The following is a 14715-nucleotide window of genomic DNA, read 5'->3' as shown; positions in this document are numbered from 1 at the left end:
TTACCCGCTAAACTCTTCCTAGTCATAAATTTCCGCATCCAAGGCACCTTGCGGAATTAAATTGGCTGTCGTAATACCAAGTCCATCACTCTTTATTGTATCAAAACGGATATAATTGTAACTTTTTATAATTTTCAATGTGTAATCGGTAACCTTTTTGGTCCAATTTAAATCAACGAGCTGAGTAGTCCCGATAAAAACAGGCGTAACCCTCATTTCGATCGGAGTAGCATGGAAAAAGGATGTCTGATTGGCAAGGACAGGGGATCCAGGAATGTGTGCATATACAGGATGATAGTATCTTTGACACCAAAACTGATCTTTCCAGGTTGTAATAGGCAGAGCCTGTGTCATGGTTTCCCCAAGTATAACGTCCGCATAGGCCAATTCTGCGGCATAATCAAACGTATGCTCGTAAAACACAGGACCGGTAATCGTAAACGGCTCGATGATGAACTTCCCATTGATGATGCTACCGCGCACAGCGGTACGGTTTTTATAATAGTTTGATTGATTTGTTTCCACCACCTGCTGGACCGTGACACCGGTTGGAATATCCCATCGACCCTTGGGATTCCTGGTGATAGTGGCAGTGCCGCTCGCTGTCTTTGCCCGCCACCGGTCGGCAAAATAAGTCCACTTGTCGGACGTAATGGTATAACTGGATTGTCCTCGCTGGTTAATATACAGATAATTGTTTAAAATTAATGAGGTGGGGACGGCATCGGCCCTTCTGATTTTTTGGTCAATTTCAGCTTTGGTATATCGCTCCCCCAGCAGCTGTTCCGTCAACGCATTGTCCGCGTTGAAATCCTCCATCGTAGGCTTGTCAGCCAAAGACCACTGATTGAACCCCATTTCGGTTTTATTGGTACTTGACAAGATAATCTCCTCCAAAATATAGTTGTACGGGCAAGACTTGCCCGCCAACCAGTGGAAGGCAGAAGACAAAAAATAACCGCTGACGCTTATTTTTTTCTACCCAAAGATTAAGTGACACTTTAATTCTACATGAAGCGCCCTTCACAAAAACAATAAGAAAAACCCCGTGAAACCGCTAAACAAAACGGTTTCACGGGGTTTTAAGCTGGTGATCCATCGGAGATTCGAACTCCGGACAACTTGATTAAAAGTCAAGTGCTCTACCACCTGAGCTAATGGACCGTAACATCCTGCCGGGCACCAACGCCCCGCCAGGCACTTGTTTATTATACCAAGGGAAGAAAAGCTTGTCAACCAATTCTCCCAATTTTATCCCCTGGTTTCTTTTTCGAAGCGCCGGCAGGCAGGAATATTGTATGCAGTTTTTTACCCGGTATCCCCTACTTTACCAATCCGCGCAGCTCATCCGGACTGAAGCGGTGCACCCGCGGGCAGAAGTGGCACCGCACCTCGGTGAGCGGCTGCTCCTCAGCCATCGCCAGCAGCTCATCCCTGCCAAGGCTGATCAGCGCCCGTTCCACCCGTTCGCGCGAGCAGTCGCAGCGGTATTCCATCCTCCCCTCGTCGAGCACCTGCGGCAGGAAGCCGTCCAGCGCCATGAAGGCGATCTCCTGGGGCGTTTTCCCCTCATGGATCAGGGTGGAGACCGGCGCCATTCGATTGATGTTTTCCTCCAGCTTTTCGATGCACGCCTCGTCCGCACCCGGCAGCAGCTGCACCAGGTACCCACCCGCCGCCAGCACGCTCAGATCCCGCTCCACCAGCACGCCCAGCCCGCAGACGGTCGGAATCTGCTCGCTCACGGCGTAATAGTGGGTGATGTCCTCGGCGATCTCCCCCGAAACGATGGGGGTCTGTCCGATATACGGCTCCCGAAGCCCGATGTCCCGGATGACATAGAGGGTCCCGTTTTTGCCCACCGCCCCGGCGACGTCCAGCTTGCCATAGCTGTTGAGCGGGATCTCCACCACCGGGTTTTGCGGATAGCCCTTCACATTGCCGCTGCTGTCCGACACGGCCAGCAGGGTTCCCGCCGGGCCGTCCCCGGCCAGGCGCAGCGTCACGCTGTCACCCTCGCCCTTGAGCTGCATCCCCATGATGGAGGCCGCGGTCAAAAGCCGCCCGAGCGCGGCCGTCACCGTGGCCGAGGTCTGATGGATTTGCTCGGCGCGCGCAACGGCGTCGGTCGAATCCACGGCGCAGCACATTACGCCCCCATCCTGCGAAATCGTTCTGATAACCTTTCCCATTTAACCGTAACCCTTTCCTTTTAGGTGTGATGGAGCGTGCGGTTTTTCATCACATACACCAGCCGCTGAGAATCCTCGCGCGGCGGCTCGAAGCTGTCCTCGTGATAGCACGCAACCAGCTCGAACCCTGCCTCTTCCCCAACCTCTTGCAGCTCCTCATACGTGTAGGCCTGCTCGCAAAAATGCTCCTCATACCGCTCCCAGGAGCCTTCCCGGCCAAGCTCAAAGATGTCCAGGCTGATGTCGATCCTGCCCCGGTCACATTTCCCGTTCTGCCAGACGCAATAGACATCCTCCAGGTCATATACGAAGGTCTGGGAACTGAGCACCCGCTCGTGCTTATAGGGGGTGTTCACATCGAAGAGGAAGAACCCATCCGTCTCCAAAAAGAGGGCGAGGCGCGAGAAAGCCCCCCGCAGCGCCTCCCTGGAGGTCAGGTGGTTGAGGCTGTCCAGCGCGCAGACGGCGACGTCCACCGTGCCGTAAAGATCGAGCTCCTCCATTTTTTGACACAAAAAGAGCGGGCGCCGCTCGCGCCCCAACCCCTTTTCCATCGCCTGGGCGAGCATCCCCTCGCTGCCGTCCACCCCGATCACGTCGTATCCCCGCTCCTGCCAAAGATAGCTCAAGGTACCCGTCCCGCAGGCGAGGTCCAGCAGCAGGCGGTTTTCCCCCTGCTCCCATCCGGCATGGCGGGAAATGGCCTTGCAAAAATAGTCTGCCCGCCTGCGGTAATCCACATTCGCGGTCAGACGGTCATACACAGCCGAAAACGCGGTATACATCCCCTACTTCAGCTCCCCGCCGCGCCCGGGCTCCTTCATCCGCTCGAAGACGATGTTGTAGCCGTCGCACCCGTAGTTGAGCGAGCGGTTGACCCGGCTGATAGTCGCGGTGGAAGCGCCGGTGGTCTCCACGATCTCGCTGTAGACCCGGTGCTCGCTGAGCATCTTGGCCACCGCCAAGCGCTGCGAGAGCGCCCGCAGCTCGGTGACGGTGCAAAGATCGTCGAAAAATTTATAGCACTCCTCGACGTTTTTGAGATTGAGGATCGCCTCGAACAAAAAGTCCACATTTTTATCCTTCAGTTTATCAATCACAGGATCGACCTCCCTATTCATTACAAGGCCATTTTACCATTTTAGAGCGCAAAAGTAAAGCCGTATTACCGCGTTAAACCAAAAGATTGCGGCGGGGATTTCCCACTGTTTTTTTCGGCGGGGAGATGCTATAATAGCCAAAGCAGATTCAAGAAAGGCAGCGTGACCGAAATGGACATCAAAACCATCGCACATGAGATTCAGTCAGAAACCATCGCCCTGCGCCGCGAGCTGCACCGCCACCCCGAACCGAGCCTCGAGGAACACTGGACCACCGAGCGGCTGATCAAGGAAATCGAGGCGCTGGGGCTCCCCTACCGCAAGCTCTCGCCCACCGGGCTGATCGCCGAGCTTCAGGGTGGCAAGCCGGGGCGCACAGTCGGGCTGCGCGCCGATATCGACGCCTTGTCAATCACGGAAAATACCGGCTTGCCCTTCTCCTCCGAGGTGCCGGGCGTCATGCACGCCTGCGGGCACGACACCCACGCCGCCATGCTGGTCGGGGCCGCCAAGGTGCTCTGCCGGGTGCGCGGCGAGCTTTGCGGCAGCGTGCGCTTCATTTTCCAGCCCGCCGAGGAGGGCGGCGGCGGAGCCGAAAAGGTGATCGACCAGGGCGGGCTCGAGGGGCTCGACTACCTCTTCGGGCAGCACATCTACTCCCAGCAGCGCTCCGGCACCATCGGCTGGACCAAGGGGGCGGGCACCGCCGCGGCCGGGACCTTCATCATCAAGGTGATCGGCGATGCCTGCCACGGCGCCCTGCCCGAGACCGGGGTGGACGCCACCGTGGCGGCGGCCGCCATCGTGATGGCGCTGCAAACCATCGTCAGCCGGGAGCTCTCGGCGCTCGACCCCGCAGTGGTCACGGTGGGCAAGCTCTGCTCGGGCACCCGCAAGAACATTGTCTCGGGCTATGCCGAGATCGAAGGCACCATGCGCAGCTTCGATCCCAAAGTGCACGCCCACATCCGGGACTCCATTGAGCGGATCGCCCGCCAGACCGCGGCGGCCTACCGCTGTGAAATCGACTTCCACTACCACGACAGCGCCAAGGTGCTGCTCAACAACCCGGAGGCCGCCGAAATCGCCTGCCGCGCCGCCCAGAAGGTGGCCGCCGCGCCGGATGACGTCTTCGTGATGGAAAAGCAGCTGGTGTCCGAGGACTTCGCGGACTACACCCCCTATGTCAAGGCAGCCTTCGTCCTGCTCGGCGGCGGCGGGGAGTATCCTCCGCACAGCGACCAGTTCGCGGTGGATGAGGCCTCCTTTGAAACCGGGGTCGCCTTCCTCGCCCAGGCGGCCGTCGAGGCGCTGAACGCCTGAGGCAACAGGCTGACTTTCAAAAGCACTTCAAGGAGCGGGCGGCAGATCCCATCTGCCGCCCGCTCCTTTGCCTTTTTTCTATACTTGCTCCTTCAGCCTTCGCAGTTCCCGCACCAGGAGCAGGAGCGCGGCGGCGCTCATCGCCAACGAGGCCGCGATGGACAGCCACACTTCATTCACCGCCTCTTTCCGCAGCCGGTCCGGCTCACAGAGCGGCAGGGCCCCCAGTGCTTGGCGGCGCTCCTTCGCCTGTCTCAGGAGGGTGCTCCAATGCTCAAAGTCCGACCAGCGGGAGGGGATCCATTCCCCGAGCCCCGACAACCGGAAGTGTCCCGCGTGGCTTTGCACTCCATCCGGCTCGGGCAGCGCGTAGCGCGAAAGGAAATCCTCTGCCGCGGCGTAGGCGTTTTTCCCCTGCGGCACCGCCAGCTCGAGCGCCGAAAACGCCTCCTGCTGCGGCTGCAAAAAGACCACCGTACGGCGCAGGCCCCGCAGCATCCCGCTGACGGTGTAGTCCCGCCCCTCCATGCGCAGGGCCTGTCCGGCGGCGTCGGCACTGCCGAAGAGCTCATAGCATAGGTCCTCGCTGACCGCGCATTCCAGATTGGACTGGGGCAGGTTCCCGAGAACCGTTTCCTGCGGCAGCAGCAGGGAGATTTCCCCGCGCACCAGCAGCGCCTGCGCCAGTTCCTCCCGCCCGTTTCGCGGCTCGACCAGGAGGCGCTCCCCGCCCGCCCAAGCGGCGTAAACCGGCGGCGCCTCATCCTGCGCCGGTTCTTCCAGCCGGCGGCAGTCGCCGGCGGTGAGCGCCTGCGTTTTCCAGCGCAGCGAAACGGTCTGGGGGCGGCGGTATTCCCGTGCGATCAGGGAGCTTGTCATCCGCCAGCCGAGCAGCGCCAGCAGCAGGGCGATAAACAGCGCGGCGAGCGGCAGATATCGCTTCATCACGGCTCCTCCGTGCGCACCCGGTCGCCCTCGGCGACGGGCCGGGCGCTGGACACGATAATCTCATCCTCCGGCGAGAAGCCCCCCGAAACGGCGGCGGTGGCGCCGTCCCGCTCGATGACCGAAACGTTCACCCGCTCGGCAAATGTTTGGGTCCCCATCACGGTGCCCTTCTCCCGCGCGATCAGTACATAGTCCCCGGATGAATCGCTGCGCAGCGCGCGCTGCGGCAGGGTGGTGCCGAACTGCTCGCTGCTGTGGCTGACCTGCATCTCGACGCTCTGCCCCGGCAAGACACTCCCCTGGGGAAGGGAGACCTCGACTTGGTACTTCCCTTCGTCCTCGCCGGCGAGGGGGCGCACCCCCTCGACCGACCCGCCCTCCTGCCAGTCCCGCTTGGATGCGGGGCGCAGCAGGACGCTGTCCCCGGGAGAGACGAAGCGCGCCTCCTCCTCGCCGACGACGAACCCGGCGCGCAGGGGGGCGGCGGTATCTCCGAGCAGCAGCAGCTTTTCATTCCCGGTGCGCGCGCCCACCTCGGCGCTCAGTGAGGCGACAATCCCGCTTTGCCCCGCCTTCACCTGACCGCCCGCTTCATAGAGGGCGCGCAGGCGCGCAAGCTCCCGGTTTTTCCCCGCTATCTCCAGCTGCTGGAGCTTCTGCTGGTTCAGGTTCCCGCTCGCCGTAACCTCCCTGGCATCCTCCAGCGCCCGCTTGGCCAGGAGCTCTGCCTTTTCGTTTTCGCGCTGCGCCTCCTCGTATTCCTGGCGGCGCTGGCGCACCGCCTCGCGCAGGTTGTCATAGGTCCCGTCCGAAAAGCCCAGGGTGCTCTCCTTCCAGTCGATGTCCCCCTCGTAACGGTCCTCGGCCCAGTCCTTATAGTCGTCCAGTTTCTCCTGCGCGCGGGAGAGCTCCCGCCGAGCGCGCGCGACCTTGGCCGCGGCCTCCTCCAAATCCGCCTTATAGTCCTCCTCGGCGCGCTCCAGCAGCTTCTCGGCGCGGCGCGTGTCCTCGACCGCGAGGCTGCCGTAGTACTCGCTCATCAGCGCCGCGCGGCTGATTTCATCCTGTGCCTGGGCGATCTTCTGCTCCAGATCCTCAAGGTCCAGCGCGAGCAGCGTGTCCCCCTCCTCCACGCTCTGCCCTTCCCGGACCAAAACGTCCATGATCAGGCAGTCCGGCAGAGTAGTCACCGGAATCTGCTGCGCGCTCTCGGCGGTGCCGAAGCCCGAGGCGGTGTGCAGCAGCGTGCCGGGCTTTGGCTTTGCCGTCTCGATGAGCGGCACGCTGAAGGAGTCGATCGCGCGCGAAAGGAAGGTGAAGAGCAGGATTGCGCCGAAAAAGAGCGAGAGCAGCCGCAGCGAAGCGCGCTGGGCGCCGCTGAGGCGCGCGAGCAGGTTTTTAACAGGACTGCGCACATGCGATTCCTCCAAACAATTATTCTTTCATCCCATAGGCGCTGATCCCCTCCTCCAGGTAGCGCTGCCCAAAGCGGAAGATCAGCAGCGCCGGGACCAGCATGACGAGCGAGGCGGCCAGGCTCGCCCCCGCACGCTCGGCGGTGATCGAGGGCAGATAGAGCGAAAGAGGCCAGAGGGAGCGCTCTTTTAAAAAGGTCATCGGCTGCTCGATGGCGTTCCAATATTCCAAAAAGCCTAGTACCACCGCGCACAGAATCCCCGGCGCGCCCAGCGGAACCCCGATAAAGAGGAAGGAGCGCAGCCCGCCCGCCCCATCGAGGGCGGCCGCCTCGAGCACCCCCTCGGGGATGGCGGCGAAGAAGCGGTGCATGAGAAAGACCGGGAAGGTGGAGAAGGCCCCGGGCAGGATTACGGCCCAAAGGGTGTCCATCAGCCCCAGCCGGTCCAGCACCAGGTAGCTCGAAACCATCGTCACCTGGAAGGGCATGAGCATGAGTACGATGTAGAGGAAGTAGACCGTGTCCCGCCCCCGAAAGCGGTAGCGCGCCAGCGCCCAGGCGGCGGGCGCGCCGATGAGCACCTGCAGCAGCAGGATGGGGGCCACCATGGCGCAGGAATTCCAGAACATCACAAAAAATTTCGGGGTATCCAGCAGCAGTTCGACAAGCGGGCGCAGCGTCGGAAACTGCGGCAGCAGCGGCCAGGAGGCGAAGCCCTTTCCCTCCCCCAGCACCGGGGAAAGGTTGTGGAGCAGCTCCCCCTTGCCCATCAGCGCGCCGGTCAGCAGCAGCCATAGCGGCAGCCAGACCACCAGCGCCAGCAAAAAAAGTCCCAAGCGCAGCAGCCACTTTTTCATCGGTTCTCCTTCCTTCCCCAGGCCGCCTGCATGGCGAAGATCAACAGCAGCACCGCCAGGGCCACCAGGGTCGCCGCCGCGCACATCTTGTCGACGTCGAGGCTTGTGAACCAATTGCTGAATAGGTGCTGCAACAGATAGATGCTGTCGTGCGGGTAGTCCCCGCCGATCAGGTAGGCCTCGCGGAAGACCTTAAAGGAATTGAGCAGGGAGAGCACCGAGATGGTAAACAGCTCGGGCAGCAGGCAGGGCAGGGTGATCTTAAAAAAGCGCTGGCGCGCATTGGCCCCGTCCACCTGCGCCGCCTCATAGAGGGCGGGCGAAATGTTTTGCAGCCCCGAGAGCCAGAGCACCATGTCGTAGCCGGTGTTCTTCCACAGGTAGCTGAGCACCAGCACCAGGAAGGCCCAGTCGGTTTGCAGCCAATCCACCGGCTGCACTCCAAAGTGCGAAAGCAGGGAGTTTAACATCCCGTTCTGGTGGAAGACCACCTTCCACAGCAGCACGATCGAGGCCACCGGGATGGCCAGCGGCGCTAAGAAGGTGGTCTTGTAGACGCCCCTTCCATCCTTCGCCGCCTGCAGCAGCAGGGCCAGCAGCAGCGCCAGGGCCACCAGCACGGGGATGCAAAGCAGCGTGAAGCGCAGGGTGTTCCCCACCGCCAGGCGAAACGCCGCGTTATGCAGCACGGTGCGGTAATTTTGCAGTCCCACGAACTGTCCGCTCATGGCCGAATAGAACGAGCGACGCACCGCGTCCAGGAAGGGGAGCAGCACGAAGAGGGACACGCACAGAAGGCTGGGCGCCAGAAAGAGGTAGGGCGCCAGCGTGCGGCGGCGTCTGTGGCGTTTCAATGTCGCTCCCCTCCTTTCGCGCGGCGGCACAGTCATTCGGCCAGATAGGCCTGGGTGCGCGCACTGAGCGCTTTGGCGGCCTCCCCGGCGCTCATGCTCCCCTCGAAGAAGCCAGCCGTCTCCTCCACGACCATCTGCATGAGGGTGTCGTTGTAGGACGAAGGGGTATTGGCCTGTTCAAGGGCGTCGGCCACCATCGAGAGCACCCGCTCCTCGGGCCAGTAGATCACGACCTCGGGATAGGAACCGTTGCTGGTGGAGAAGGACTGCACCGAGCTCAGCACGTTTTTCGTCCACGCCCTGAGCGCCGCGCGGTTGACCGGGTAACCGTAATAGCTGTCCGGCTCCTGGCACTCCTGCGAGAGCAGCGCGCCGACATATTCCTTCGCAGCTTCAAGTTGACCGCTGGCCGCGTTTATCCCGACAATGCTCAGCGGCTGGAAGACGGTCCCTTCGCCCTGGCCCGGCATGGGGGCAAAAATCTCCCGCAGCGCCCCGCCCTGCGGCAGCTCGCCGCCCAGACGGTGCTGCACCACGCCCGCATTCAGCATGACGTTGTGGTTGCTCTGCATGAGGTCGACCATCAGCTCGAATTCGCCGGCCACCATCCCGAAGGGAGAGCTGCTCAGGGTCTGAACCCCACCCCCCGCATAGTTCATGCGCACTTCCCGGTCCTCCCCGGTGGCGGTGTCGCTCAGGCGCTTGATATCAGTCAGGAACTGCGCGAAGCGCTCCTCGTCGAGCTGCCCGCTTTCCGTGAGCCAGGCGGGGGCGCAGGTGAGGTAAAAGTCCCGCAGCAGCGATTCGGGCGACAGATGATCGAGCATACGCTTATCCGGGTTTTGCTCGGCATAGTCGGCCAAAGCGCTGAGGCTCCCGGCGTGGGAAACCGCCTCGGGCTCGCCCCAGACGGCCGGGAAGCCGAGACGGGTGGGCACGGCGAAGAGCTTTCCGTCCCTCCGGTAGGTCCCGACGACGTTTTCGAGGAATTCCCCGTTCTTGATCCGCTCCCCGAGCAGCTCCTCGAGATCCAGCAGGACCCCCTTTTCGATATAGGAGTCGATCGGCAGCCCGTCCAGGATTAGCACATCCGGGCCCTTGCCGGCGAGCAGCTCGGTGTTCAGCGCGCGGATGGCGTCCGAGGTGGTCATCGAGCTGTCCGCCTCGAGCAGGGTGCGGAACTCCACATAGACCTGCGGGTTCTTGAGCTGGAGCTGGATGGCCGCCTGCCGCGCGTTGGAATTGTCCTCGAGGGAGTAGACGCTCAGCCTGGTGTCCGGGCGGGAGGGGGTGTCGGCCGAATAGACATAGCGCACATAGCGCTCGGTGGAATCCGCGCTCCACAGCCGCACGACGAAACTGCCGTCCGAAAGACGCACGAAGCCCGAGACGCTCAGACTCGGCAGCCCGAGCGAGCACATCTCGCCGAGCACCATCTGCTCCCAGAGGGTGGTGTCCTTCCCCAGGCGGTAGATCCCGTCCCGGTCGGCGCGGTAGATGTCCCCCTGCCCATCCCGAAGCAGCAGCCCGCCCGAGCCCGAAACGCTGGAGAAGAGCCCGTCGGTCGCGATCCGGGACTTCTCCTCCCCGCTCTCGGTGTCGAAGAGGACCAGCTCGCCGTCTTCACTGTTAAACTGCCCGAGCTCTCCGCCCGAGAGCACGAAGGCGCCGCCGTCCCCGGGGAAGACGGTTTTCAGCTCGCCCTGGGGCGAGTAGCGGAAAATCCCCTTATAGGCGGCCCCGACGTAGATGTCCCCGTCCTCCCCGCGCCGGATCGCGCTCGGGTAGATCGGCATATTGGGGTTGGTCGGGTCGTAAACGCCCTCCCACTTGCGCCGGTAGTCGATCGGGATTTCGGTCACGGTCCCGTCGGGGGCGACCTGCAGCGTGACGTAGCGGTCGAGCGGCTCGCCGTTTTCATCCATCTCGTCGGAATACATATGTACGATCATCAGGTAGCCTTCATCCGGGGTGCCCGAGAGGGCCGAGACGTACTTGTCCTCTTCCCCGCTCTGCTGATAGGCGGTACTGAGCGCCCCGACGTCCTGCTCCTGCCAGCTCTCGCCGCTCAGCACATAGCTGCGCAGGACCCCGTCCTCTCCTTCGCCGATGCACTGGATTCTGTCATCCGGCAGGAGCTGCATGGTATGGGAGATCCACGCCTCGTTGTGCGGCAGCGGCAGCTCCTCTTCGATGTACCGTCCCATGGCGGTGGGCGTTTCCCCACCCTCTGTTTCGTTTGGCGCGGGCTTTGCTTTCTCGCCGCAGCCGCCGAGCAGAAGGCTCAGCCCCAGCAGGGCCGCCAGAAGTTTCGTGCTCGTCTTGTTTTTCATGTGGAATCCCCTTTCGTTGTCTTCACTCTGCCCACCATGCTAACACCCAAATCTTAAAGAAATCCTGAAAGAAGTTTTTAGGTTTTTTTAAGATTTGAGTGCTATAATAAATTTATCTGATATGCGGGAGGGGCTGTCATGCGAATTCTGGTCGTCGAGGACGATGCGGCGCTCTGTTCGGCCATCCGGTTCCACCTCGAGCGCGAGGGCTACGAGGCGGATGAATGCCAGGACGGCGAGAGCGCTTTGCATCTCATCCGCCAGCAGGCATACGACCTGATCATCCTCGACCGGATGTTGCCGTCTCTCGGCGGGATCGAGGTGCTCACCCAGCTGCGCCACGAGGGGATTTCCTGCCATGTGCTGATCGTCACGGCCCTGGGCGGGGTGAACGAGAGGGTCGCCGGGCTGGACGCCGGGGCGGACGATTATCTCGTCAAGCCCTTCGCCACCGAGGAGCTGCTCGCCAGGGTGCGCTCGCTGCTGCGGCGCGCGCCGCAGCTCGAAGCGCTAAGCGGCCTCGCCGTCGGGGACGCCGCGCTGGACGGCGCGCGGCACCTGCTGCGCGGGCCGAAGGGAAGCGTCTCCCTCTCGCGGCGGGAGACCCAGCTCTTCGAGGTCTTTTTCCGCAACCCCCAGCAGATCCTGCCCCGCCCGGTGCTTTTCAGCAAGGTCTGGGGTCCCGACGCGCCGGTCGAGGACGGGAACCTGGACACCTACATCCACTTTTTGCGCCAGAAGCTGCGGCAGTGCGGCAGCGCTCTGCAGATCAAGACGGTCCATTCGGTGGGCTACCGGCTGCTTAGCGGGGAGGGCAAGTGATGCTGCGCCGTCTGCGCCGCCATCTGACACTGTTGTGCGCGCTGATCACCGGGGCGATCCTCTGCGGGATGGCCCTGTTCATGCTGCGCTCCTCCGAGCGCCAGCTTATCCAGAGCAGCCGGATCACCCTGGAGGGGAACGTCAACGCCATCGTCTACCGCCTCAGGAGCGAGCAGGTGCTCGACTGGGACTGGCTCTCCCAGACCGAGGCGGCCGAACGGCTGATCATCCACATCTCCGAGAGCGGGCACCCGCTGCATTACCCCGGCTCCTGGCAGCCCCTCAGCGGGCGGGAGCGGCTGATCGCCCTGGGGCAGGAGAAGGCCGCAACGCTCGGCGCGCTGCGCACGGGGGAAGACGCCTTCATGGAGCCCGAGGAGGTGCGCACCACCATCTTCGAGCTGTGGGGGGACATGGGGGAGCGCTATCTTTGCGCCTCGGTCTATATCCCGATGAACAGGAGCTACCGCGAGCTTCTGCTGCTGCGGGACATGCGGGCGCTGGATGGGCAGATCGTCTCCCAGCGCCTGCTCTATGCCGGGCTGGTGGGCGCCAGCGTGCTGCTACTGGCCCTGTTCGGCTGGTGGTTTTCCGGGCACGCCCTGCGCCCGGTGGCCGAGAGCCAGCGCCGCCAGTCCGAGTTTATCGCCGCCGCCTCGCACGAGCTGCGCACCCCGCTGGCCGTAATCGGCACCAGCGCTGAGGCGCTGGAATATGAGACTACCCCGAGGGGGAAGCCCTTCGCCGGGGCGATCGTGCGCGAATGCCGCAGCGCCGCCCGGTTGGTGGACGAGCTGCTCACCCTGGCCGGGGCGGACTCGAAGGGGCTTACCCTCCAGAAGGGGCCGGTGGAGCCCGAAGAGCTCTTAAAAAGCGCCGCCGCCACCTTCCGGCCGCTGGCCGAGCGCCGCGGCCAGCAGATGCGCTGCCTGCTCCATCTCTCCCCGCTCCCGGTGCTGTGCGGGGACGAAGCGCGGCTCATGCAGGCGCTCGGCATCTTTTTGGACAACGCCGTGAGCTACACCCCTGAAGGGGGCGTGATCACCCTGAGCGCCCAAAAGGCCCCGCATGCCGTGCTGCTGATCGTCTCGGACAATGGGCCGGGTATTTCGGACGAGCACAAGCCCCATGTCTTCGAGCGGTTCTACCGCGCCGACCCCGCCCGCAGCAAGAAGGAGCACTACGGCCTCGGGATGAGCATCGCCAAAGAGATCGTGCGGCTGCACGGCGGGCAGATCGAGCTTGACGACACCCCCGGCGGCGGGCTGACGGTGACCATCCGGCTGCCGCTGGGCTGAGGAAAGAGAAAAGGCGCCCGTCATCCTTTTGGATGACGGGCGCCTTCGGTTTTCCGTCTATTCAGCCTATCCCTTGCGGAAATAGGCGTGGCCCTTGGAGGCCCTGGTCGAAATGCGCTGCACCAGCTCGTCGGACTGCTGGGACTGCGGGCGGGAGGCGCCCGCGCCGCCGCGCCGGCTCCCGCCGCGCGGGGGCTTCTTCGGCGCATCCGGCCGGTCGGGCTGCGCCGCCTCCCGCGGCGGCGCTTCCCTGCGTGCCTGCTTTTGGGTGTTCGGGAGCGAAACCTTCTGCACCTGCGGCTTCTCCGGCGCCGCCTTCACCTTTTTGGGGGCGGACTCCTTCTGCTTCGGCGCGGCCTGGCCCTGGCGGCCCCGGCCGCCCCCGCGCGGTGGGCGGGGCTGGGGCGCGGGCTTTTGAGACGGATCGGTGATCAGCATGGGGAAGGGATGCCCCTCCACCACCGGCACCTTTTTATGAATCAGCTTTTCGATATCCGCCAGATACGGCTTCTCGTCGCAGTCGCAGAATGAGATGGCCGTGCCGCTGAGCCCGGCGCGCCCGGTGCGCCCAATCCTATGGACATAGGTCTCGGGGATGTTGGGCAGGTCGAAATTGATGACGTGGGAGAGTTCCTCGATGTCGATCCCCCGCGCGGCGATATCGGTGGCGACCAGCACCCGGATCTTCCCGCTCTTGAAGCTCTGCAGCGCGCTTTGGCGCGCACCCTGCGACTTATCGCCGTGGATGGCCTTGGCCTCGATCCCGGCGCGCGCCAGCTCCTTGGCCACCCGGTCGGCGCCGTGCTTGGTGCGGGTGAAGACCAGCGCCGAGACGATCGAAGCGTCGGCCAGCAGGTAGATCAGCAGCTTGCGCTTGTTCTGCTTGTCCACAAAGTAGACCGACTGCGCGATGGTATCCACCGTTGAGGAGACCGGCGCGACCTTGACGGTGACCGGGTCGTGCAGGATGGTGTCCACGAGCTTCGCGATCTCGCCGGGCATGGTGGCCGAAAACAGCAGCGTCTGCCGGCGCTGCGGAAGCTTCGCGATCACCCGTTTCACATCGTGGATGAAGCCCATGTCGAGCATGCGGTCCGCTTCGTCGAGCACAAAGACTTCGATTTTACCAAGGTCGATGTACCCCTGCCCGATCAGGTCGTTGAGCCGCCCGGGCGTGGCGACGAGGATATCCACCCCGCGGCGCAGCGCATCGGTCTGCGGCTTCTGGGAGACGCCCCCGTAGATGACGCAGCAGCGCTGCCGCACATGCCGCCCATAGGCGCAAAAGCTCTCGTAAATTTGCAGCGCCAGCTCGCGCGTCGGGGTGAGCACCAGCGCGCGGATCCCGCCGTTTTTCACCGGGTTTTCCTGCAGCCGCTGCAGGATGGGCAGCGCAAAGGCCGCCGTCTTCCCCGTCCCGGTCTGGGCGCAGCCGAGCAGGTCGCGCCCATGGAGCACCGGCGGGATCGCCTGCTCCTGGATGGGGGTCGGGGTGGAGTAGCCCTCTTCGCGCAGCGCGCGCAGGAGGGGTGAAAGTAGTCCTAGCTGATTAAAATCCATATTGATTGATG

General features: G+C 63.0%; 13 protein-coding genes and 1 tRNA gene. 3 read left to right on the top strand and 11 right to left on the bottom strand.

From position 1 onward, the window contains the following. Positions 1–18: 18 nt before the first annotated feature. The 5 genes from B5477_RS06530 to B5477_RS06510 form a co-directional block, all read right to left on the bottom strand. Positions 19–882, bottom strand: coding sequence for a hypothetical protein (locus tag B5477_RS06530; RefSeq protein WP_143533556.1), 864 nt, complete (start codon positions 880–882; stop codon positions 19–21). 206 nt (positions 883–1088) lie between these two features. Then, a tRNA-Lys gene (locus B5477_RS06525) sits at positions 1089–1164 on the bottom strand. Between the two features lie 158 nt (positions 1165–1322). Beyond that, positions 1323–2192, bottom strand: a complete 870-nt coding sequence (gene hslO / locus B5477_RS06520) for an Hsp33 family molecular chaperone HslO (RefSeq protein ID WP_079698936.1) — start codon at positions 2190–2192, stop codon at positions 1323–1325. A 20-nt stretch (positions 2193–2212) separates the two neighbouring features. Continuing rightward, complete coding sequence (locus B5477_RS06515) at positions 2213–2977, bottom strand: class I SAM-dependent DNA methyltransferase (RefSeq protein ID WP_079698935.1); 765 nt, start codon at positions 2975–2977, stop codon at positions 2213–2215. 3 nt (positions 2978–2980) lie between these two features. After that, complete coding sequence (locus B5477_RS06510) at positions 2981–3292, bottom strand: YerC/YecD family TrpR-related protein (protein ID WP_117507793.1); 312 nt, start codon at positions 3290–3292, stop codon at positions 2981–2983. Between the two features lie 171 nt (positions 3293–3463). Between B5477_RS06510 and B5477_RS06505 the strand changes: the two genes are divergently transcribed. Next, a complete protein-coding gene (locus B5477_RS06505; RefSeq protein ID WP_079698933.1) occupies positions 3464–4615 on the top strand; it encodes a M20 metallopeptidase family protein in 1152 nt (383 codons plus the stop codon). 78 nt (positions 4616–4693) lie between these two features. Here B5477_RS06505 and B5477_RS06500 read toward each other — a convergent pair whose 3' ends face one another. Genes B5477_RS06500 through B5477_RS06480 form a run of 5 tightly spaced genes read right to left on the bottom strand, consistent with a single transcriptional unit; the run spans position 4694 to position 11024 of the window. After that, positions 4694–5560, bottom strand: a complete 867-nt coding sequence (locus B5477_RS06500; RefSeq protein WP_079698932.1) for a hypothetical protein — start codon at positions 5558–5560, stop codon at positions 4694–4696. Then, on the bottom strand, positions 5560–6978 hold the full coding sequence (locus tag B5477_RS06495) for an efflux RND transporter periplasmic adaptor subunit (RefSeq protein ID WP_079698931.1): 1419 nt from the start codon (positions 6976–6978) through the stop codon (positions 5560–5562). Before B5477_RS06495 ends, B5477_RS06500 begins: the two co-directional genes overlap by 1 nt. Positions 6979–6997: 19 nt before the next feature. Next, positions 6998–7837: a carbohydrate ABC transporter permease gene (locus tag B5477_RS06490; protein ID WP_079698930.1), complete on the bottom strand. Its 840-nt coding sequence runs from the start codon at positions 7835–7837 to the stop codon at positions 6998–7000. Then, complete coding sequence (locus tag B5477_RS06485; protein WP_242942140.1) at positions 7834–8691, bottom strand: carbohydrate ABC transporter permease; 858 nt, start codon at positions 8689–8691, stop codon at positions 7834–7836. Before B5477_RS06485 ends, B5477_RS06490 begins: the two co-directional genes overlap by 4 nt. Positions 8692–8723: 32 nt before the next feature. Further along, positions 8724–11024, bottom strand: coding sequence for a hypothetical protein (locus B5477_RS06480; RefSeq protein WP_079698928.1), 2301 nt, complete (start codon positions 11022–11024; stop codon positions 8724–8726). A gap of 138 nt (positions 11025–11162) precedes the next feature. Here B5477_RS06480 and B5477_RS06475 point away from each other — a divergent pair, with 138 nt between their 5' ends. Both B5477_RS06475 and B5477_RS06470 read left to right on the top strand, forming a co-directional pair. Further along, positions 11163–11846 carry a response regulator transcription factor gene (locus tag B5477_RS06475; protein WP_079698927.1) on the top strand — a complete coding sequence of 228 codons (684 nt, stop codon included), beginning with the start codon at positions 11163–11165 and terminating at the stop codon, positions 11844–11846. Continuing rightward, positions 11846–13144 carry a sensor histidine kinase gene (locus tag B5477_RS06470; protein ID WP_079698926.1) on the top strand — a complete coding sequence of 433 codons (1299 nt, stop codon included), beginning with the start codon at positions 11846–11848 and terminating at the stop codon, positions 13142–13144. The genes B5477_RS06475 and B5477_RS06470 overlap by 1 nt, the downstream gene beginning before the upstream one ends. A gap of 66 nt (positions 13145–13210) precedes the next feature. Here the strand turns inward: B5477_RS06470 and B5477_RS06465 are convergent, their stop codons facing one another. After that, on the bottom strand, positions 13211–14704 hold the full coding sequence (locus tag B5477_RS06465; RefSeq protein WP_117507789.1) for a DEAD/DEAH box helicase: 1494 nt from the start codon (positions 14702–14704) through the stop codon (positions 13211–13213). Between the last annotated feature and the right edge of the window lie 11 nt (positions 14705–14715).

This window comes from Provencibacterium massiliense (assembly GCF_900169495.1).
In the GTDB taxonomy this organism is placed as follows: domain Bacteria; phylum Bacillota; class Clostridia; order Oscillospirales; family Ruminococcaceae; genus Harryflintia; species Harryflintia acetispora.
The sequence above is the reverse complement of the archived record's forward strand: the minus strand, read 5'-3'. Positions and strand labels throughout refer to the sequence as shown.